Origin of the sequence: Mucilaginibacter sp. L3T2-6, from assembly GCF_030519355.1 — a bacterium.
Lineage (GTDB): Bacteria > Bacteroidota > Bacteroidia > Sphingobacteriales > Sphingobacteriaceae > Mucilaginibacter.
In genome coordinates this window covers 201,530-224,060 of sequence record NZ_JAUMKC010000001.1, presented here as the reverse complement: position 1 = coordinate 224,060, position 22,531 = coordinate 201,530, and the positions used below count along the sequence as shown (strand labels likewise).

Below are 22,531 nucleotides of genomic sequence, written 5' to 3'. Positions count from 1 at the left end.
AGGGCTAAAGTTAAGTGACAAACCTGTTTTAAAATTGAATAAGCGTAAAATTCCGCAATATTTACCATCCATTACAGTATCCTGCGGTTCTTATCAGGCATTTTAACCATTGAGTGGGCTGTAACTCCAAATTAATTCAGAATTATATTATAATTTAGCTAAAAATACCCTTATTGATATCTTAATGAGATTGCTTTTTGGCATAATTTTGAGTCTGCTTACGTGCTCCGTTTCTATGGGGCAAACGCAAACGCTCAATCACTTTCTTGAAATTGCCCAAAATAACAGCCCTTTATTGAAAGACCTGCGCAATCAGGTAACAGCTAATCAAATTGATAGCCTCCGCATCCGCGCCGGGCTTAAGCCACAGGTAAATCTGAACAGCACCGGGCTTTATGCACCCGTTGCCAGTGGTTACGGATACGCACCAGCTATCACCAATGAGCATACCCTAAATGCCCTTATGGGGATTAGCCAGGCTATCGTAGGTAAGAAAAATATCGATGCCCAATTGCAAGCCATTACGCTACAATCTCAATCGTTGAATAACACGGCGAAAATATCTGAGCAGGATCTGAAAAAACTAATAATCGGGCAATATCTAACAGCGTACGGCAGCCTGCAGCAGTTAAAATTTAACCAGGAGCTTATCGACCTGTTGAACAAAGAAGAAGCCCTGCTTAAACAACTGACGCGCAGCAACGTGTACCGCCAAAGCGATTACTTAACCTTTTTGGTAACATTAAAACAACAAGAGCTTACGCTCGCTCAGTCGCGTCTTCAATATAAAACCGACTACACTACCCTGAATTATCTTGCCGGTATTACCGATACGGCGACCAGTGAGCTGAGCGAGCCGGATATCCATCAAAACATTTTACCGAACGAGGCCAGCAGTATTTTTTTTGCCCAATACCGTATCGATAGCCTTAAACTCATTAACAGCCGTCAATTGGTTGATTTTAGCTATAAGCCTAAGGCAAGCATATTGGCAGACGGTGGCTACAATTCAGATTTTTCCAGCCAGGCGTATAAGAACTTTGGTGTAAGCGCGGGCTTTACTTTTACAATGCCGATTTATGACGGAGGGCAACGAAAGATGCAACACCGGAAGATTTCGCTGGAGGAACAAACCCGGCAGAGCTATAAGACATTTTTCGACAGCCAGTATAAACAACAGATCGCGCAATTAAAGCTGCAGATAAATGAAACAGAAAATCTGCTAAAAAAAGTAGATGAGCAGCTTAAATATTCTGAAAGCCTGATTAAGGTTGATAACAGGTTGCTTCAAACAGGCGACCTGCGCATTGCAGATTTAATACTCGCCATAAGCAACTACTTTACTATCCGAAACTTGCGCACGACCACCAATATCAATAAACTACAGCTGATTAACCAGCTCAACTATTGGAATAAATGATATGAAGCATACCCCTCTCAAATATTTTATGTATGGCCTCGCTGCCTTGCTCTTATCCTGTCATGACAAAGACAAAGGAGCCGATGACGAAGATACTAAGGTAGCCTCACAAACGCCTGTAACGGTTACTACGATCAGCGATAGTACGCTTACTGACTACATAGACCTGAGCGCCACATCAACGATCCTGCAAAAAAACTTTGTTAAATCAAACGCCAATGGGTACATCGAGCAGGTGAATACACAGCTTGGTCAAAATGTAAGCAAAGGCCAGTTGCTTTTCACTGTAAAAACGAAGGAAGCGCAGGCTATAGGCAATAGCATTAACGTGCTGGACACAGGTTTCAAATTCTCAGGAGTTAATCGCATTAAGGCGCCCGCCCCAGGATATATTTCGCAATTAAGCCATCAAAAAGGCGACTATGTGCAGGATGGAGAAGCACTGGCCACTATTAACGACCGCGGCAGTTTTGTTTTTTTAATGCAACTGCCATACGAACTGCGTCAATACGTAAAACAAGGACAGACAGTAGACCTAACGTTACCTGGCGGCACTGTGCTCCAGGCAATTGTAAGCTCTTTTATGCAGGCTGTCGACACCGTGGCGCAAACACAGGGCGTAGCGTTAAAGGTGAAGACGGCTCAGCAGATACCCGAAAATTTAATTGCCAAAGCCAGGATTGTAAAATCAGCCAAAACGAATACCCAGTCCCTGCCAAAAACGGCCATATTAACCAATGAGACACAGACCGAATTTTGGGTAATGAAGCTAATTAACCCGACAACTGCCATAAAAGTGCCGGTTAAGGAAGGGATACAGGCCGGAGACAGGGTGGAGATATTGTCGCCAACCTTCACCAAGAATGACAAGATCGTTGCTACGGGGAACTACGGCCTGCCGGACACTGCAAAAGTTAAAATTATAGCCCGATGAAGCCCATTAAGGAAACTTTTTTGCAGCACAGTAAGCCCGTAAGCCTGGTGCTCGTTATTATCCTGCTGGCTGGCATTTTCGCTTATTCAAAACTCCAGTCATCTTTATTTCCTGAGATCACCTTTCCGAAAATTAAAGTGATTGCCGAAGAAGGTCTGCAACCGGTAAATAAGATGATGGTTACGGTTACCAAACCCTTGGAGAATGCCATTAAGCAGGTGCCCGGACTGCAAAACGTTCGCAGTACTACCAGCCGCGGCAGCTGCGAGATATCGGCTTTTATGGACTGGAATGCTGACATTGACGTAAGCATGCAGAAAATACAGGCCAGTATCGACCAGGTAAAAAACGACCTCCCTGCCGATGTGAATATCACGGTGGCAAAAATGAACCCGTCGATATTGCCGGTAAGCGGTTATACGCTGGAAAGCCACAGCCGCGATCCGATAGAATTGAAGCAACTGGCTACTTATACTGTTAAACCGTTTCTGTCGCAGGTGGATGGCGTTTCCGAAATAAGGGTAATCGGCGGTAAAGCCAAAGAGTATTGGCTAACGCTGAATAAGCAGAAAATGAGCGCGCTGGGCCTAACGCCTGATATCATCAGCACCACATTGGGTACTACCAATTTTGTAAAATCAGAAGGGTACCTGTCTGACTATAAACGCATGTACCTTACGGTAACGGATGCCACCATTAACGCCAAAGATCAGCTGGAAAACCTGGTTATCAGCAATAACAAAAAACGTGTCGTACGCCTGAAGGACTTTGCCGATGTAGCCATACAGCCAGGCATTGAATATACCCGCATAAACGCCAACGGGCGTGACGGTGTTTTGATCGCCGTAATTAAGCAGCCGGATGCCAACCTGGTGTCGTTATCAGCTGACATGGACAGCAAAGTGGCTGAACTGCAAAAGATATTACCAAAGGATGTTACCATTAAACCGTACTATGAGCAAGCAGACTTTGTAAACGATTCTATAAAAAGTGTTAGCGACAGCCTTTGGATAGGCTTGCTGCTGGCGATTATCGTAGCAATTATTTTCCTCCGCTCAATTAAGGCCAGCGCAGTTATTTTGATAACCATACCAGTTACACTTTGCTTTAGTCTTGCAGTTATTTATAGCGTTGGATACACTTTAAATATCATGACCTTGGGAGCGATAGCGGCTGCTTTGGGCCTGATAATCGACGACGCGATAGTTGTGGTTGAGCAAATACATCGCACGCATGAAGAGCATCCGCGTGAACGGGCATTGAAGCTGATTAAAACCGCCATCGATTATTTATTTCCCGCCATGCTGGGTTCGTCTATCAGCACGATAGTAATATTTATCCCTTTTTTGCTGATGACCGGGGTTGCCGGGGCATACTTCCATGTGCTGACCAATACGATGATCATCACGCTGGCATGCTCATTTTTTGTAACCTGGATTGGCTTGCCTGTAATTTATGTATTGCTGAGCCGGCGCAAACCAAACAACACCGCGCAACAAAAAACCGGGGAACATCACATAAAGAAACAACGCTGGGTAAACTGGTTCATCCTGCGGCCATTAGTAAGCATCATTATCATTGTTGCTGCTGTATTGGCAATTATATTTGTTCCTCCTCTCCTGGAAACGGGTTTTTTGCCCGAAATGGATGAAGGCAGCATTGTGCTTGATTATACCTCCCCTCCAGGAACTTCCCTCGATGAAACCGATCGGATGTTGCGGCAAATTGAACAAATCATTGTAAAACAACCCGAGGTAGCGGCCTACTCCCGCCGTACCGGTACAGAAATGGGTTTTTTCATCACAGAGCCCAACAAGGGCGACTACCTCATCAGCCTGAAAAAAAGCCGCGATAAATCAACTGAAGAAGTTATCAGCGATTTGAGGAAGAAAATAGCGGCCAACCAACCTGCGTTAAGAATAGATTTCGGGCAGGTTATCGGCGATATGCTGGGCGATTTAATGACCTCCGTACAGCCTATCGAAATAAAGATATTTGGCGATAATCAGCAGCGGTTGCAAAGTCTCTCGAAGCAAGTGGCGGGCGTTGTAGAGGGCGTAAAAGGTACTGCGGACGTGTTCGACGGGATTGTCATTGCGGGTCCGTCCGTAAGCATCGACCCGCATTACAGCCAGCTTGCCCAATATAATATTACCCCGGCCAGCCTGCAATTTCAACTCCAAACAGCACTGGAGGGCAACATCATCGGCAATATGCTGGAGCGGGAACAGCTGTCGCCTATCCGCATGGTTTATCCGGGCAATCGCGCCCTGAACGTTACAGGCATCCAAAACCAAACTGTATTTGTACCAAGCGGTAAACTGATACCAATAAGTGAGCTTGCTAATGTGCAGCTCAAACCGGGTGAGGCGGAGATAAATCGTGAGAATCTGCAGTCTATCGGTATAGTAAGCGCCCGTTTGGAAGGGGCCGATCTGGGCAGTGTGATGCCGGCTATACAACGAAACATCGCCAAAAATGTAAGCCTGCCACAAGGCTACCATGTAGAATATGGAGGGGATTACGCCCAGCAGCAACAATCCTTCAAAGAACTATTAATCATACTTATAACAAGCAGCCTGCTAGTATTTGCTGTCATCCTGTTCCTGTTTAAACAGTTCAGAATAGCTTTTTTGATATTGATAGTAGCTGTACTTGGTATTGCAGGAAGTTTTCTTGCATTGTACATAACCCAAACGCCGCTAAATGTAGGCAGCTATACCGGTCTGATCATGATTGTCGGTATCATTGGCGAGAACGCCATCTTTACCTTTTTACAATTTAAAGAACGCGCGCTGGAGAATGCCGATAAAGGCGTTGAAAACGGCATAGATGAAGCCGTTGTATTTTCAATTTCCACCCGGCTAAGGCCAAAGTTAATGACAGCCATCGGAGCTATTATTGCCCTTATGCCGCTTGCTTTGGGCATTGGCGCCGGCGCACAATTGCACCAACCGTTGGCGATTGCTGTTATCGGTGGTTTTTTAGCCGCCCTGCCGCTGCTGCTAATTGTGTTACCAAGCCTCATGCGGATTCTTTACCGCAACGGCAGGTTTCACGAAAATACCAGGCATGAGCTGATTGAAGGCGCAGAAGGTTAGAGCTACATGGCACATGCGCAGATCGTGCGGCAGGAGATGGCAGGGATGACTTCGATCCATGACGCGCATGTGGTTGACACTTACGCGGGGAAGAATCGGTAAAATCAATCAATAAAAAAAACCGGCCACGGATAATACACGCAGCCGGCTCAAACTAAATTATATGCCGAAATGAATTATAATGCAGCGAAATTGCCTGTGGTATCTTTAGCCTGGTTGTTAATGCCTTTCTCTACTAACGTTGCATAAGCAAGGTTACCTGTATGGATGTTGGCCGGCAAATCGTACCTCAGCTCGCAGTCGTTCACATTACCCGAAAGATTTACTCTTGCATCATCATTCACAGTAACACAAGCCTGGAAAACATCCATATTCAATTTAGCCGATGCGTTGTTGAAAAGCTTTACGTCGAGCTCGATAGCTGAAAGTTTACCGAATGATCTAACCTGGGCATTGTCATAAGCTGAAAGGCTGCGCAGATCGTTGGCAGTAACCCACACTACCAGTTTTTCATTTTTATATGAGGAAATGCGGAGCGTACCGTTTTGGTTTTGCACCATCGCGCTCTCTTTATAGTAGCTGTTGTAAACTTTAACATTATCGGTATCACCGCCAGATACATACAGCTCAACATTGCCGTAAACTTCAATCTTATTGATAGCGCCGGTTTCCGTTAAAACGGTATAAGTTTGGTCGGTGTCCTGGGGTGCTGCTGAAGCGGTATTATTTATGCCGATTACTGTTGCCAGTAAGATTGCTGTGGTTAAAAATATAGTTTTCATTGTTGTAATATTTATGGTAAATTATTTTTGTTATTAATTTACTACCCTATGCCAAAATTAGCACCATATTTTTAACTTACTGATTATCAGTGATATAATTTTTAATTTGTTTTTAAAGTGTTCGATAGCGTACGCTGACTGCACGGTTGTGGCCATTAATTAGAGATCGCTGATTCAAGGATAAAGCTTAGGTTTTTATATAACAAAAAGCGCCCCGTATCTCACCCCGGGACGCCTTCAACTAAACCTCAGATCCCATGCTGATGGATCTAAGTTCTTTCCAGTAGCTAACATAGCCTTATCGCGTGATGCTTTCGCAGGGAACCAACACAGCCAACACCCTTAAAAGACCGAATCATCCCGTTAACTGTCACTGCCAACTACTACTTCTTATTTACTCGCTTCGCAAACTCTTTGCCGGGTTGGCAATTGCTGCTTTGATAGACTGAAAACTAATGGTAATAAGTGCGATCAGTATCGCAACAAGACCCGCCGCAATAAAAATCCACCATTGTACCGGAGGATGGTAAACGAACCCCTGCAGCCATTCGTGCATACCCCACCAGGCTATTGGCGAGGCGATGAGAATAGCTAACAAAACTAGCTTTACAAAGTCGAAGGATAAAAGGCGTGTGATGCCACTTACACTTGCGCCAAGCACTTTGCGGATGCCGATCTCCTTGCTGCGTTGCTCGGCCATAAACGCGGAGAGGGCAAACAAACCCAGGCAGGCGATGATAACGGCCAATATGGCAAACGTAGTAAAAATATCACCCATGCGCTGCACATCGGCATACATGGCGGCAAAGTTTTCATCCAGGAAAGTATAACGGATAGGCTGATTTGGCGCAAACTGTTTCCAGGTAGCGGTAATAGCCTGCAGGGCGCTTTTCATGTTCCCGCCTTGAACTTTTACGCTGACCATTGATGGGCTCAGCCCAAAGTGCAGCACCAGGGGCTTTATCCCCTCGTGCATCGAATCAAAATTAAAGTCCTCTACCACGCCTATTATGGTAGCCGCATCGCCTTCAGTAATGCGCACGCCTACCGGGCTTTCAAGGTTCAGCCGTTTAGCCATCGTTTGGTTAATGATGACCGTTTTGCCCTTAACATCGTCGGATCTATCGTAAGAAAAATTGCGCCCCTCCACCAATTTCATGCCGAGCGTTTTTAAATACGTATCATCTATCTGCCACAGTTCTCCATTTACGGCGGCATCGAGTTTTTCCCTGCCCTCTATATTAAAATCGTTGCCGTTACGTTTTGTACCTGCGTAAACAGGCAAGTAATCGCTGATGGACGCGCTTTTAACAGTAGCTAGTTTCAACAGCTCGTTCTTAAAGCTCACTACATTCGTGTCGCTCAATGTATTTGTTCCCTGCACAATTATTACCTGGTCTTTGTTAAAACCAATTTTCTGGTTCAATATATAATGCATCTGGTTATTGACAACCAAAGTGCCGATAATGAGCATAATAGATGCCGTAAACTGAAACACTACCAAACTGTTGCGCAATACCGGACTTTTGCTGCCGGTGCTGAGCGTACCCTTTAATACCTGCACAGGTCTGAACGCCGACAGGTAAAAGGCCGGGTACAAACCTGCTACAATACCTACAATAAAAGCGGAAAGAAGAATTACCGGCAACAGCCACCATTCGCCCCACGGCATGGTTAAGGTTTTAGATGCAAGCATGTTAAAATAGGGCAGTAACAGGCAAGCCAGCAATAAGCCGATGATAAATGAAATACTGCTATATAGCAGCGACTCAATTAAAAATTGCCTGATGAGCCCGCTACGGTCAGAACCTACCACCTTGCGCAAACCAACCTCTTTAGCCCTGTTTGCCGATTTGGCTGTAGCCAGGTTAACAAAGTTGATACAGGCAATAACCAGTATAAATGCAGCTACCCCTCCAAACAGCCATAGAAAACGGATGTCGCCATGCTGCAAACCATCTTTGATATCGTATGAGTATAAGTTTATGTCCTTGACCTGCTGCAAGACCATGTGATATTTAGCAGCCCGTTGCTCAGCATCCTTTGTGCCACCTTTCCTGATGCTGGGCGCAAAATAATTCTTTACCATATCCGCCGTTATCTTCTTTTCGAAAGCTTTAGCATCCACGCCGGGCTTTAAGCGCACATAGGTAGGATAATTAAAAGCACCCCAGTTATTCTGCTCGCCCTGCCAAAATTCCTGTCCGGTTAGGGTAATCCAAAAATCGTAACTCAAATGCGAGTTCGCAGGTAAATTTTCTATCACTCCTCCTATTGTAAAAGGCCTTTTTGTATCATTATTAAAATAGATTTGCTTACCTACCGGATTTTGGCCGGGAAAGTATCTTTCGGCTTTTTTCCTGGTTATAACCACGGTATTAGGGCTGGTTAACGCATGTGCGCGATCGCCGTAAACCATGGGAAATTGAAACAAGTTCAGTATGCTTTGGTCGGCAAAGGTAACGCCCTCTTCGTAACTGTTATCGGTTTTGCCGGCGGGCCGTACCTGGGCATTTCCGGCACCCATAAGGGTATTGGGCATCAGACGGCCTGCATATTCGATCTGCGGGAAATTACTTTTCAAGGTCCGGGCCAGCGGGGCCGGCCATTCCGGGCCTTTACCGGTAAAATTGGCATCCTTATAAACCAGTACCACCCGATAAATACGGTCGGCATCAGGATAAAATTTGTCATAACTCAGCTCATTGCGGATATACAATGCTATCAACAAACAGGCAGCGATACTGAATGCAAAGCCCCCGATCTTTATGGCTGCATACATCTTTTGTTTGCGGAATTGCCGTATGGCGATTTTTAAATAATTCTTAAACATAAGCCTGCGATTAAATTTCTTTTCCGACCATTTGGGGACGGTTTCATGAAACGAAATTATCGCAGCGCGGGGCGAATAAGGTCTCAATTCAGAAATTGGGAACTCTTTTTTAAGGTTATCTTTGAACTCTGCCGGCGTTTTACCGGTCATCTCGCGGAAGGTGCGGTTGAAAGTGGATTTGGAGTTAAAACCAGAGTCATAAGCGATGCCGAGCAGAGTCAAACGATCAAAAGCTTTGTCTTTCATTTTCCGGGTAACTTCCATGATGCGATATTCACTAATGAAATCGCTGAAGTTTTTGCCAAGGGCGATATTGATAATGCGCGACAATTCATAAGCGGGAATTTCCAATATTTCGGCCAGGGAACTTACGGTTAGTTCAGAATCCAGGTAAAGCTGTTCGTCCTGAACAACTTTTTTAAGCCAGGTTGCTTTTTGCTGGAGTTGTGCCGAGGGGGCCGGCTTTGATATGGCGGGCGAAACAATCTGTACTTCTGGTTCCGGTTTCAGAAACGCAGCAGCCCCAACCCGAATGAGCAATACCGCCGAAAGCAGGTACAAAAAACAATAAGTATGTAGCCTTGGCTCGTGGTGATAGTAAAAATAATTGATGGTGATATAGGATATCAATACCAGCCATAAAATGCTGAATACAGCCAACATCCGGCTGAGCCACGCTAATCCATACCGCGACTTATACCTCAAACTTCCTCTAAGTCGCTTTTGAAAACGCTGTATTAGCTTGCGGGACAGTTGGCAATAAATAAGAATTGAAATTGCCGCAAGGCAGTGCATTAACAGGTTCAATTGCGTAAAGGCAATTCTATCGTCGGTCACAATTCCGCTACTCTTCCCGGACTGTAATATAAAAGCCACCTGTTCAAGCAATAACGGGATAAAATTGAGCAGATGTTTCCAATTAAACTTATAGCCCGACCGGATTTTCTTTAATACATAAAAATAAATCAAGGGACCAACCACCAGCGAAAAATGCACCGGCAGCCTGCTCCAATGGGCAATGTGAGCGTTTAATCCGATATCGATACCCAGCGCCCAAATCATCCATAAAATAATGGCCATTAAAACGAGGCTGAGAAAGCGATTTGCCGCTAAATCTTTGTGTTTTGCAAATGCTAAAAGCAAGGCAAGGGTAAGCCCGGCGGCTATTGCTGCTGAGAGGATAAGGTCGATATATATGCTATTCGTATCCAAACAAATTGACTACACTGCTCGTCTTATTAATATGTTTCGTGCCGACATCGCTTATTTTTGTTTGCATTGCAACAACGGGTTGAACCCGTTGCTACAATACGCGCCGGGCCGATGGCCCTCTATTATTACAAGCCCCCAATTCTAATTGGCACGTCGCTTAAGACAATGTGGCAACAACAATTTTTTATCTCATTGAAAAAAGTAAAAATTAAATTTTAGAACGATGCTCCTGCATCATTTTTCATCATGGCAATATTTTAACATCTGACAGATTTTCAACTGTGGTATAAGGCTCACCACCAAGCTTAATAAGCCCGGCTATCTTCATAATTTTTCCTTTTTGATTTTCGTTAAGTATCTTCGACTTAGTCCAAATTTCTCTGGGAACAATAACACCTATCCCAACTTCAGTGCTATCCGTTACCAGGTAGAACGACATAGATGAAAGGTAGCCCGGCCCGGCTATTGATTTTATTTTACCGATTACAGTGACTTTTTTGCCAATATAATTATGGGCATCCTTTGCCTTTATTACCTCCTGTGCTAATGTTGCCGATGCAAACAGAATAACACCGAGGAATATCAAAACTATTTTTTTCATAATTTTAAAGTATCCCAATTCACTCTCCTCAACCTCCCCTCGCAAGCCATAGCTCATTCTGAGCGAAGACTTTTTACCGGGTTTGCCGTTGCCGATTTTATCGCATGTGAGCTAATCGTTAGCAGCGCAAACACAATCGCCAAAACACCCGAAATAACAAATGCCCATATACTCACATTTATCCGGTAGCTGAAGGCAGTAAGCCATTTATTCATCATAAACCAGGCTATTGGCGAGGCAATAACTATCGAAATAATCACAAGCTTCAAAAAATCACCGGTTAATAATTTCGCAATACCCGGTACACTTGCTCCCAACACTTTGCGGATGCCTATCTCTTTTGTCCGCCGCTCGGCAATAGAGGCCGCTAACCCAAACAGGCCAAGACATGCCACAAATATCGCCAGCAATGAAAATACGGTTGCAGTGCTGGCCGTATATTTTTCAGATGCGTACAGGTTTTGAATATGTGTATCCAGGAACTCGTAATCAAAGCTGGAATTGGGCATATCCTTTTTAAAGGTAGCCTGCACCTGTTGCATAAAATCTGGCAGGTTGCGCGTATTATACCGGATAAGTAAGGTGGTTGTCGTTTCGTTACTTTTGTTGGCAATGTAATACAAATAACCGCCTATCTCATTTTTCAGTGATTCGTAATTAAAATTCCTCAAAACGCCCGAAATGATGGCGCGGTGATGCATCTCGGTGTTAGCATACCTGCCTATAGCCTCCTGCGGTGTTTTATAGCCCAGGTATTTCCGCACGGCGTCATTAATCAGCAAATAGCAATTCGTGTCTTCCACGGCTAGCGTTCTCGGGATAGAGGTTCCTGCAAGCAAGCTTAGCTGCATTGTTTTTATAATAGAGCCGTCGGTTCTGCATGTCAGTACCGGGTAGCCGTTTTTATCATTTTCCAGTTTCCTGATGCTTTTTCCGCTTTCAATATCGCCTGGTATGGATTGCGAAGGCGATGCGCTTTCAACACTCGCCATGTTTCCCAAGTCGTTTATAAAAGCCGCAGACTGCTGTTTATTCTGCGCAGATTTGATAGAAACGGCGACAATACCTTTTGGATTATAACCCAAATCTTTGTCCCTGATGTAATTAATTTGCTGCAGAATGATGATAACTGAAATAATAAGTATAATGGATGAAGCGAATTGAAATACAACCAGCGCCTTCCGGATAAAGTCCGCAGCAGAATGTTTTAATTTCAGCTTATTCATTAATACCAGCGGTGAAATGCCTGAGATGGAGATCGCCGGGTAGCTGCCGGCCAGCAATGTCACTAATACCCACGTTGCCAGTAAGCTAAACAGTATGGGTGCCGTCAGCAATGCTGAAGCCTGCAGCCTGATACCGGTAATATTTTGAAAGAAAGGCTGTAAAATAAAGCATGCTCCATAGCCAATTACGATGGCAATTAAAGCGAGCAAGGCTGTTTCAATATAAAATAGCGTAAGCAGGTGGTGCCGTTCCGCACCTAATACCTTGTTAACCCCTACGCCTTTCGAGCGTTTTTCGGAGCGGGCGGTAGCAAGGTTCATATAATTGATACAGGCTATACCCAACACCAATAACGACAGGAACAACAAAGCCTTTACCGTGCCGATACTACCAATCCTTGCCGAAAATCCCGCCCGTATATCGGCAGAGTACAAATGAATATCTGCCAGGGGCTGCAGTATAAAGCCGGTAAAAAATTGGTCTTTTTTGGGGATATATTTGTCTACGAGCGCCGTGGCTTGCTTTTGCACTTGCGCTGCGTTGGCATCTGGCTGCAGCAGTAAATAAGTTTCATAGCTCGAATTACCCCAGTAAGCTTCTTTTCCCGCCCACGAATCCATGATGTTGTAAATCATGTCGCAATCGATGGTACTGTTTTCGGGCAGATCTTTGTAAACACCCGATACATGGAGGGTGCCCCGGTTGTCAATAACAATAAGCTTGCCTATAGCCGCCTCGTTACCAAAAAATCTTTGCTTCGCCGACTCGGAAATAATAACAGAGAATGGCTGATTAAAAGCTGTCCGTGCGTTTCCTTCGGTAAAGCTAAAATCAAATATTTTTAAAATAGCCGTGTCCGCCATGTACAACCCTTTCTCACTGAAATTCTTTTCAGCGGCTTTTAACGATGCCACAGCCCCGAAGCTGTATTTAAGCAGCCTGGTCATTGCCTTTACCTGCGGAATATCTTTCAGTAAAGTCGGCCCGGCGATACCGGGCAGTTGGGCCCAAACTTTGTAGTCGAACTGTGCGCCCGATTGCAGGTTGACACGGTAAATATCCTTCGAGTTTTTGTACATGCGGTCGAAGCTAAGCTCGTGCGAAGCGCATGCAAATAAGGTAATGCAAACGCAGATACCGATAGCCAGGCCGGCGATATTCAACGTTGCGAAAAGCCTGTTGGCCACAATATTTCGCCAGGCTGTTTTAAAATGGTTTTTGATCATATAGTTGCGGTTTAATTTGTTCTGAGACCATTCAGGGATGGTTTCATGGAACGAAATTACCGCCGGGGTATAGGCGTAGCGTCTCAAATGATAAGTTGGGCGCTCTTTTTTCAGGCCTTTTTTATATTCTGCCGGGCTTTTGCCGGTCATTTCTTTAAAAACGCGGTTAAAGGTCGATTTTGAATTAAACCCAGATTCAAATGCAATACCCAGCAGGGTGATATGATCATAGGCCGGGTCTTTTATTTTACTGCCCACCTCGCGGATCCGGTATTCATTTATAAAATCGTTGAAGTTTTTACCAAAAGCCGCATTCACTATTCGTGATAATTCATGGTGATGGATATCGAGTTTTTCAGCAAGCGAGTTTAAGGTTAATTCGGCATCCTCATAAAGCCGCTTCTTCTCTATAGTTTCGCGCAGCCAGGCGCCTTTTTGTATTAAGTCTGCCGATGGTAACGGCTTTACAGCTAGCGGTATAGCCACAGGCAGGTCTACTTCCCTGCGCAATAAGGCAGCAATGGCTATCCAGATCATTATTATTGCGGAAAGCAGGTAAAACAGGTAACCAGGCGATAAGAACGCCGAATGATAAAGAGAATTCGCTACAGTAAATGACAGCCAAAACAAGCATATCACTTTGTAACCTGACAGTAAGCGGTACAGCCAGCGCAATACATAACGCGACCTTTGGCTTACATAAGGCATCAGCTGCCGGTGAAAATTATTGATAAGGCGGCAAGACAAAACCAAATAAATTACAATCGAAATTAGCGCCACACACTGGATCACCGGATTCAAATGTTGGAAAACGATAGTTTTATAGGTATCTGTACCTGTCCTGATGCTCTCGTCAACCTGCAATCCAAAAACGCAAAGTTCAAATACCAGAGGGCTAAAATGCAGCAAGTCCTTCCAACGAATTTTATATTCCGGCCGGGTTATTTTTAGCACATAGAAATAGATAAGGGGGCCAAGTGCCAGGGAAAAATTCAGGGGCAGCCTGCTCCAATGTGTGTAGTATACTTTAAAGTTAATATCCATTCCCAGTACCCCAACCAGTCTTAAGATAACAACAGCCAGCGACAAGGAAAGAAAGCGGTTTGCGGCACGGTCGGCCCTGTTGGCGAACGCTAACAACGGCATAAATAACAACCCAATAGCCATAGCTCCGATCAGGATACAGTCATAGAGAGTAATATGGAATATATACGGGCCCAAGCTATGCAGAATGCCTTAAATTAGTTCTTTTTGCTGCTATAAGACGCATCAATAAGTATTGTTGTTGCAAAGTGCTCCGCAATTGCTAAAAACAGATTAAATGGTAATATGTTCATCAACTCTAACTATCGGCCCACAGCCCCTGGCACTATGTCATCTTATCAATCCATCCATCCCTAAATTTCTACAGATTTACCGTTGATTTTTGGCACTAAACAGAGCTATGAAAATGCGGTGATAAATAAACTAAATAATATATACCTTGAAAAAGATTATTTGTCAAAAGAGAAGTGACAATATATTTCTTTTAATGATAATAATTTACCATTAGGTTGAGTTTATTTATAATAAATCGTACTTTCGTAAAGAATAAAATTTACAATAAAATTATAATTGCGCATCATATTATTATCTTTACCCCTGATGCCCCCTAAAAAGATCTAAATGATAAAAAAAACTGATTTCGTTTATTCCCAAGAATCTGAACCACATCGTATCAGGACCAAAAAGATTTTAAAACAGTTTCCACAACTGCGTAACCTGATTGGAAAAAACCCATTAACATTTTTTGCTATACTTGGGCTCGTGGCATTCCAGGTTATACTAGCCTGGTTTGTACGCGACCAGTCATGGTGGTGGGTATTTGGAGCTGCGTACCTTTTGGGTGCGTTTGCCGACCACGCCCTGTTCGTAATGATACACGAGTGCACGCACAAGCTGCTCTTCAAAAACCCCAATGCCAACCGCTGGGCTTCCATGCTGGCTAATATGCCCCAAATTTTCCCAAGCGCTATCTCATTTGAGAAATATCATATCAAGCACCACGCCTTCCAGGGCATTCATGAGCTGGACGCAGACCTGCCTAACCGCTGGGAAGCAAAACTGATCAACAACTCTTTTTTTGGAAAAGCCTTATGGCTGCTATTTTTCCCGGTATTTCAAATTACCAGGGTATCGAGATTAAAAGAGATTGCCCCGGTTGACGGCTGGATTATTACAAACTTTGCGATACAAATTGCCTTTACTACCGCCATCTGGTATTTCATGGGCTTTCATGCCGTAGCATTTTTATTCCTAAGCTTTATGTTTTCCATCGGCCTGCATCCCCTTGGTGCCCGCTGGATACAGGAGCACTATCTGTCAATCAGCGAAGAACAGGAAACGTACAGCTATTATGGCGTGTTAAATACTGTAGCATTTAATGTAGGTTTCCATAACGAACACCACGATTTTCCATCAATACCATGGAATAAACTTCCGGAAATACGTAAAACTGCGCCCGAGTATTACGATACCCTGCACTATCATACTTCATGGACAAAATTATTTTTTAAATTTTTATTCGACCGTGAGATATCTTTGTTCAGCCGTATTGTACGCAAAGACCGCGGCCGTGTAGCGCTTACTGACGTATCGAAACCTGATACCGATTTGCTGGTGAAAGAAAAGGAAGCTGCAACGGTATAATAAGGTCAAAGTAACACTTAAATTATAAGACGCCCGGCCAAAACCGGGCGTCCTCGTTTGCAAAAAACTTTTCTAACTACTTGCTGTCCCGCTTCAAGGTCGTATGAAATTTCGTGCCGTTATAGTCGATATTCATACTAACCGAGTCTCCCTGCGCGTAATATCTGCCGCTGTGAGGAATTACTACACCATCGGTGTTGGTTACTTTGAAGGTGAAGTCGTCTCCTTTCAGGCTGCCTTCGTCAATATTAACCGTGTTTCCGTTCGATTCACCTGTGCCCGTCAGCTTTTCTCCGTCAACTTTAATATTATAAGTCAAAGTGATCTCCTGTCCATCAGGTGTAGTAATCTTACCAGACCATTTTCCATTAAGGCCCGCAAATACAGCGGCTATGCAAATTGCGAGGCTGCAAACCAATGCTGCGGTTATTGATAGTTTTCTTTTCATCGTGATTTCCTGTTTTTACGTATGCTGCTCGCAAAGTATTTATTTAACGCGTCTTAATATGGTATGAAATTTAGCGCCGCCATAATCCATATTCATACTAACCGAATCTCCTTCCGGGTAAAATTTGCCGGTATGTGGTATGATAATATTGTTGTTATTGGTTATGCTAAATGTAAAATCATTACCAGTAACCTTCCCATTCTCTATTGTTAAAGAATGCCCAAACGTTTCAGCCACCCCTGTGACTTTATCGCCTTCTATATTAATAGTATAAGTAACCTGTACATTCTGTCCGTCGGGAAGCTGGAGATTCCCCTGCCACTTACCAGATAAATCGCCCAGCAGTAAGGCTATTGCAAAACAGCTTGCGAGCGCGGTTGTTAACAATTTGGTGCGCATTTTTATTTTTTTAGATATGTGACGCATTTGTTTTTATAAAGGTTACAGTAATAAATTGAAGTAAGTCACACAAAGACCTGACGCTTGGCCTGCATCCGCATATCTCTAAAAAATGTCGTAAATTTGAATTATAACCTATGAAGTTCAGAAGCGCCCGGCATACAAAAGACTTAAACCGTATGATAGATTTTTACGGAAGAATATTAGGTTTAAAGGTATTGGGCGAGTTTAAGGACCATCATAATTACGACGGTGTTTTTTTGGGCATCCCCGGTTCAGACTGGCACCTTGAATTTACCACTTCGAATTTAACGCCCGTACATTATCCGGATGCTGATGACCTGCTGGTATTTTATGCGGAATCAGTTGAAGAATTCAATGCTATCAAGCAAAAATTCATTGCTAACCGGATACAGCCTGTTGCGCCGAAAAACCCCTACTGGCAAAATAACGGTATTACTTTTTTAGATCCGGATGGTTTCCGGATCGTACTATCCGTATTGAGGATTGTCCCTAAAAGACTTAAACCCTGATCGCCCCAAAACAATTTCGCTGATTTTTTCTTACTTCATAAAACTTTATTTATGAATAAAACAATCGGTATTGTACTCATTGTAATAGGCGCCGCCATGTTGATATGGTCGGGCTTTACGTACACCAAAAAGGAAAAAGTTGTTGACGCCGGCCCTTTACAGGTATCTGTCGATAAGAAAAAGTCTGTAAACTGGCCACCTTACGCGGGCGGAATATTATTACTAGGCGGAGTTATAATTGTAGCGACAGCTAAGAAAAGCTAAATTCAGCTGGCCTAAAAGCCAATGTCAATAAAAGCTTTCTGCTTTTAGCTATCTTCGCAATAATGATATTCGATTTCCGGTTAAAGGTGTTTTACACGGTGGCTACCCGGCTAAGCTTTACTAAGGCCGCCACAGAACTGTTTATTACCCAACCGGCGGTAACCAAACATATTAAGGAACTGGAGCAACAGCTTAATGTGCAGCTTTTTTATCGCAACGGCAACAATATCCTGCTTACGCCTGGCGGTAAAATTATGCTGCGCTATGCCGAACGCATATTCCAAACCTATACCGAACTGGAAACAGAGCTGGCGCAGTTGAACAACATAGAGGCCGGTACATTACATATCGGCGCCAGTACTACCGTCGCGCAGACGATATTACCCAAAATCCTGGCGCTTTTTAAAAAAAACTACCCCGCTGTAAATTTCACTTTTATCCAGGCAAATACAGATGTGATCACTCAGCAAGTGCTGGCCGAAAAAATAGATATTGCTATAGTTGAAGGAGCTGCCCACTATCCGCAAATTGCATACGCCCCGTTTGCCAAAGACGAAATTGTGTTGGTTACGCGAGCCAATAATCAGCTTTCCAAAAAAGCCGAGATAACGCCAAAGCAGCTGTTAAACATCCCCTTGATATTACGTGAGGCAGGTTCCGGCACACTGGATATTATTTTTAATGCTTTAAGTGATGCCGGCGTCAACCCGAAAGATCTACAGGTGGAGATACGCCTGGAAAGCAGCATCGCTATCAAACAATACCTGTTATATTCTGAAACCGCTACTTTCCTTTCCATTCAGTCTGTTATCAGCGAGCTGAAATATAACGAATTGAGCATCATTGATATCAAGGGCCTCGAAATATTCCGCACGTTCCAGTTCATACAGCTGCACGGAAAAAATTCAAAATTAATCGACCTTTTCAAAAGGTTCTGCCTGGCAACCTATAACTTAAAGTAATCAAAGATTACTATTTCTCATTAAATTTAGGTTATACTAATATCGACCTTTAGTTATTATTTCATTCTGATTATATGGAACCGATAACTACAGATATTTGCATTATAGGGGCCGGCCCGGTTGGCTTGTTCGCCGTTTTTGAAACCGGCTTACTAAAAATGCGTTGTCATTTAATAGATGTTTTGCCGCAGGTTGGCGGCCAGCTTTCTGAAATATATCCTCAAAAGCCTATTTACGATATCCCGGGCTTTCCCACCATTAATGCCCAGCAGCTGGTTGACGGCCTGATGGAGCAAATAGCGCCATTTAAGCCTACCTTTAGCCTTGGCGAGCGTGTAAACGAATTAGTGCAGCTTGACGATGGCAGCTTCGTAACTACTACTAACGATGGCACTGAAGTGATCAGCAAGGTGGTTGTAATTGCTGGCGGACTTGGCTGCTTTGAGCCACGTAAACCAGCTATCGACAGGTTAGAAGAATTTGAAGGAAAAGGCGTGGCCTACATGGTAAAAAATCCTGAAGCTTACCGCGGCCGCAAGGTTGTACTGGCCGGCGGCGGTGATTCTGCGCTGGACTGGACCATTTTCCTCGCTGATATCGCCGAACAGGTAACGCTCGTTCATCGCGGCGATACATTCCGCGGCGCGCCAGACAGTGCCGAAAAGGTGTTTGAACTCGCGAAACAGGGACGAATTAATTTGATACTGCAGGCTCACATTAAGGCCATAGGCGGGGAAGGCCACTTGCAATACGTGGAAATTGTGGACAGGGACAGCAAAACATCTGTAATAGAGGCCGACCACCTGATCCCGCTGTTCGGGCTTACCCCAAAGCTTGGGCCCATTGCCGACTGGGGACTGAATGTAGATAAGTCGGCCATTATGGTTGATACCTTTGATTATAGCACCAATGTTCCCGGTGTATATGCCATTGGCGACATAAATATTTATCCCGGCAAATTAAAACTCATACTCTGCGGCTTTCATGAAGCCGCCCTGATGGCTCAAAGTGCATTTAAGTATGTATACCCCGAGCAAAAATTGAGTTTTAAATATACGACAGTGTACGGGGTGACGGCATTTTAAGCTGAAAAAGGAGGCGAAAGGTAAAAGGACAAGGCGAAAGGTTTTAATGCTTTATCGACCAGCCTGTAGACGGTTGCATCGCGTCTCCCGCTACCAGGCAAACGAAAACCCCTGCACCACATATTGCTCTTCAGAGACGCAAGTATTATATCTCTACATAAAAATGAATCATGATTAATCTGACAATAGAAGACCGCGATGGCACCCGTCGGCCGGTTGAAATACCTGAAGATATAAATCTGAGCCTGATGGAAGTGCTGAAGGCATCAGACCACCACATACTGGCTACCTGTGGCGGCATGGCCCTATGTGCTACCTGCCATGTTCAGGTTGTAGAAGGCCCCGAAAAATATTTTCATCCCAGCGATCTGGAAATGGATTTACTGGACACATTACCAGATGCTTCCTTTGATAGCAGGCTGGCTTGTCAGCTACGGATAAATGAGGATATGGACGGTATGGTGTTTAGGATCAGAGGGGAGGAATGATGAGTTTGAAGTCTTTAGTCTTAAGTCAAAAACAATCAACTCAAGACTAAAGACTTTAGAGCTAAAAACTACCCCCACAAATTAGCCGGATAGGTGCCATTGGCTACCAGCTCCGAAATGCTTTTTTGTACGATAGGTTTATCTTCCTTATAGGTTACGCCGAACCATTTTGATGCAGTTGGAATTACTTTAAAAGATGCCTGCCCGCTTTTTATCAGGTTGTCGGCAACAATCGGTATAAAAAATTCTGATTTGGGATTTTCGGCATTTGCGGCAACAAATTCTTTAAACATCGGTTCGCTTTGTTTAAAAACGGCCGGTGTAAAGCCCCAAAAGTTCATGGAAACGCGGGTATCGCTGCTGAGCGGGTGTTCCCCGGTTGCATCTTTATAGGCAACGCTGCCATCTTCTTTAAAATAAACTTCGGTGCGCTCATTAATTTCAACCATGTTGCCGCTGTCATCCACTTTACAAACGCCACGAGATACGGTACCATAGTCGGATAAGGTTCTGTCAATCTGGTAACCAATCAGCGAATAAGTATCGTCGCTTACTTCGGTTGTCAGAAACTTCGCCATTTTCTCGAACGAATCATACCCGTAAAAGTCGTCGGCGTTGATAACGCAGAACGGTTCGTGTACCTGGTTACGTGCTGATAAAACCGCATGGGCCGTGCCCCATGGTTTAGCACGTTCTATCTCCTGCTCTATACCGAAGGGTTTTAAATCGAAGCTTTGGAAGACGTAATCAGTTTCTATACGGCCTTTTAGTTTCGGCTCGAAAATCGCTTTAAAATTATCCTGGAATTCTTCTTTAATGATAAAGCTTACTTTTCCGAATCCGGCCTTGATGGCGTCGTAGATTGAATAGTCGATAATAGTTTCGCCGTTAGGGCCAAAGCCGTCAACTTGCTTCATGCTGCCATAGCGGCTGGCCATACCTGCGGCCAATATTAGTAATGTAGGTTTCATAATTCTTTCGGGCACAATTTATAAATGTAAATATGACATTTTTATATTAACATTCCCGATAAATAATGCAGTAACCGGGTAAATGTTTTTCAACAGGCGTTAATTATTTTATATACCTGAAATCCTGGCCGGCTTTAATGTTCAATAAAGTTTCATAGATCAACCGGATTACGTTATCTACATCCTCTTTATGAATCATTTCCACGGTGGTGTGCATATAACGTAAAGGCAATGAAATTAAGGCTGAAGGCACACCATCATTAGAATAGGCAAACGCATCGGTATCAGTACCCGTTGAACGTGACGACGCCTGGCGCTGGAAGGGTATATTCGCCTTTTGTGCAGACTCGATCAGCAATTTATTGAGGTTGTTTTGAACCGCCGGAGCGTATGACACCACCGGACCTTTACCACAGGCAAGATCGCCCTGCGTGATTTTGTTGATCATGGGCGTCTGGGTATCATGGGTAACATCAGTTACTATCGCCACGTTCGGTTTGATATGATGAGCGATCATTTCGGCGCCGCGAAGACCGATTTCTTCCTGTACTGCGTTAACGATATACAGGCCGAACGGCAGTTTCTTTTTGTTTTCTTTTAATAAACGAGCTACTTCCGCAATCATAAAACCGCCCGCACGGTTATCCAGCGCACGGCCTACATAATAACGGTCATTAAGCACCATGAATTCATCCTCGTAAGTAATTACGCAGCCCACATGGATACCCAGCTTTTCAACTTCTTCCTTGGTGGTGCAGCCGCAATCCAAAAAGATGTTTTTTAAAGTCGGGGCTTCTTCCTTTTCGCCGGCGCTACGGGTGTGTATAGCAGGCCAGCCGAATACCGCTTTAACCACACCGTTATCGGTATGAATGTCTACACGTTTTGATGGCGCTATCTGGTGGTCTGAGCCACCGTTCCGGATAACATATATTAATCCATCATTAGTGATGTAGTTTACAAACCACGAAATTTCATCGGCATGGGCCTCGATAACCACTTTATACGGTGCATCTTTATTAATAATACCTACCGCGGTGCCGTAGTTATCAACGTAGTGTTCGTCGATGTATGGTTTGATATAATCAAGCCACATTTGCTGTCCTTTCCACTCAAAACCGGTGGGCGAAGGATTGTTTATATAGTTCCTGAAAAATTCGAGAGAAGCGTCATTTACAACAGCGATATGCTTTGGAGCATCGGCTGTTTCAGAAGTTTTTTTAGCCATATTATAATTAAATACCTCTGTTTGAACAGGGAAGGCAAATATAGTATTTAGTCGGGAAAGTCCGAAAGTCAGGTAAAGTCTGAATGGGACCGGATTAAACCCAACTCCTAACATTTATCAATTTCTTAA

At 44.0% G+C, this 22,531-nt stretch carries 17 protein-coding genes; 9 read left to right on the top strand and 8 right to left on the bottom strand.

Annotation, left to right across the window (positions count from 1 at the left end; translation table 11 throughout):
- Positions 1–184: 184 nt before the first annotated feature.
- The 3 genes from Q3W13_RS01090 to Q3W13_RS01080 are packed head-to-tail and all read left to right on the top strand — an operon-like array spanning position 185 to position 5,455.
- The gene (locus Q3W13_RS01090; RefSeq protein WP_302860658.1) at positions 185–1,420 is read left to right on the top strand and encodes a TolC family protein; all 1,236 of its coding nucleotides are present in this window, start codon (positions 185–187) and stop codon (positions 1,418–1,420) included.
- 1 nt (position 1,421) lies between these two features.
- A complete protein-coding gene (locus Q3W13_RS01085; protein WP_302860657.1) occupies positions 1,422–2,354 on the top strand; it encodes an efflux RND transporter periplasmic adaptor subunit in 933 nt (310 codons plus the stop codon).
- Positions 2,351–5,455 (top strand): efflux RND transporter permease subunit, encoded by a 3,105-nt coding sequence (locus Q3W13_RS01080; RefSeq protein ID WP_302860655.1) that lies wholly within the window; start codon positions 2,351–2,353, stop codon positions 5,453–5,455. The genes Q3W13_RS01085 and Q3W13_RS01080 overlap by 4 nt, the downstream gene beginning before the upstream one ends.
- A gap of 176 nt (positions 5,456–5,631) precedes the next feature.
- Here Q3W13_RS01080 and Q3W13_RS01075 read toward each other — a convergent pair whose 3' ends face one another.
- From Q3W13_RS01075 to Q3W13_RS01060, 4 genes are all read right to left on the bottom strand, one after another.
- Positions 5,632–6,237, bottom strand: coding sequence for a DUF2807 domain-containing protein (locus tag Q3W13_RS01075; protein WP_302860654.1), 606 nt, complete (start codon positions 6,235–6,237; stop codon positions 5,632–5,634).
- A 394-nt stretch (positions 6,238–6,631) separates the two neighbouring features.
- Positions 6,632–10,282: an ABC transporter permease gene (locus Q3W13_RS01070; protein ID WP_302860653.1), complete on the bottom strand. Its 3,651-nt coding sequence runs from the start codon at positions 10,280–10,282 to the stop codon at positions 6,632–6,634.
- Positions 10,283–10,526: 244 nt separating this feature from the next.
- The gene (locus Q3W13_RS01065) at positions 10,527–10,883 is read right to left on the bottom strand and encodes a hypothetical protein (RefSeq protein WP_302860651.1); all 357 of its coding nucleotides are present in this window, start codon (positions 10,881–10,883) and stop codon (positions 10,527–10,529) included.
- A 53-nt stretch (positions 10,884–10,936) separates the two neighbouring features.
- The gene (locus Q3W13_RS01060; RefSeq protein WP_302860649.1) at positions 10,937–14,503 is read right to left on the bottom strand and encodes an FtsX-like permease family protein; all 3,567 of its coding nucleotides are present in this window, start codon (positions 14,501–14,503) and stop codon (positions 10,937–10,939) included.
- A 498-nt stretch (positions 14,504–15,001) separates the two neighbouring features.
- On the opposite strand from Q3W13_RS01060, the gene Q3W13_RS01055 reads away from it, so the two are divergent.
- Positions 15,002–16,024, top strand: coding sequence for a fatty acid desaturase (locus Q3W13_RS01055; protein ID WP_302860648.1), 1,023 nt, complete (start codon positions 15,002–15,004; stop codon positions 16,022–16,024).
- 76 nt (positions 16,025–16,100) lie between these two features.
- On the opposite strand, the gene Q3W13_RS01050 is transcribed toward Q3W13_RS01055, so the two are convergent.
- Positions 16,101–16,472, bottom strand: a complete 372-nt coding sequence (locus tag Q3W13_RS01050) for a hypothetical protein (protein WP_302860647.1) — start codon at positions 16,470–16,472, stop codon at positions 16,101–16,103.
- Positions 16,473–16,511: 39 nt separating this feature from the next.
- Positions 16,512–16,871 (bottom strand): hypothetical protein, encoded by a 360-nt coding sequence (locus tag Q3W13_RS01045; RefSeq protein ID WP_302860645.1) that lies wholly within the window; start codon positions 16,869–16,871, stop codon positions 16,512–16,514.
- Between the two features lie 137 nt (positions 16,872–17,008).
- Between Q3W13_RS01045 and Q3W13_RS01040 the strand changes: the two genes are divergently transcribed.
- The 5 genes from Q3W13_RS01040 to Q3W13_RS01020 all read left to right on the top strand — a co-directional run bounded on the left by Q3W13_RS01040 (position 17,009) and on the right by Q3W13_RS01020 (position 20,203).
- On the top strand, positions 17,009–17,404 hold the full coding sequence (locus Q3W13_RS01040) for a VOC family protein (RefSeq protein WP_302860643.1): 396 nt from the start codon (positions 17,009–17,011) through the stop codon (positions 17,402–17,404).
- Positions 17,405–17,455: 51 nt separating this feature from the next.
- Positions 17,456–17,668: a hypothetical protein gene (locus Q3W13_RS01035; RefSeq protein WP_302860641.1), complete on the top strand. Its 213-nt coding sequence runs from the start codon at positions 17,456–17,458 to the stop codon at positions 17,666–17,668.
- A gap of 62 nt (positions 17,669–17,730) precedes the next feature.
- Positions 17,731–18,630, top strand: coding sequence for a LysR substrate-binding domain-containing protein (locus Q3W13_RS01030; RefSeq protein ID WP_302860639.1), 900 nt, complete (start codon positions 17,731–17,733; stop codon positions 18,628–18,630).
- A gap of 74 nt (positions 18,631–18,704) precedes the next feature.
- Positions 18,705–19,715 carry an NAD(P)/FAD-dependent oxidoreductase gene (locus Q3W13_RS01025; RefSeq protein WP_302860637.1) on the top strand — a complete coding sequence of 337 codons (1,011 nt, stop codon included), beginning with the start codon at positions 18,705–18,707 and terminating at the stop codon, positions 19,713–19,715.
- Positions 19,716–19,885: 170 nt separating this feature from the next.
- Positions 19,886–20,203, top strand: a complete 318-nt coding sequence (locus tag Q3W13_RS01020) for a 2Fe-2S iron-sulfur cluster-binding protein (protein ID WP_302860635.1) — start codon at positions 19,886–19,888, stop codon at positions 20,201–20,203.
- Positions 20,204–20,271: 68 nt separating this feature from the next.
- Here Q3W13_RS01020 and Q3W13_RS01015 read toward each other — a convergent pair whose 3' ends face one another.
- Together Q3W13_RS01015 and Q3W13_RS01010 are read right to left on the bottom strand one after the other, a co-directional pair.
- Entirely contained in the window at positions 20,272–21,174 is a 903-nt protein-coding gene (locus Q3W13_RS01015; protein WP_302860633.1) for a sugar phosphate nucleotidyltransferase, read from the bottom strand.
- Between the two features lie 103 nt (positions 21,175–21,277).
- Complete coding sequence (locus Q3W13_RS01010; RefSeq protein ID WP_302860632.1) at positions 21,278–22,402, bottom strand: M42 family metallopeptidase; 1,125 nt, start codon at positions 22,400–22,402, stop codon at positions 21,278–21,280.
- Positions 22,403–22,531: the final 129 nt, after the last annotated feature.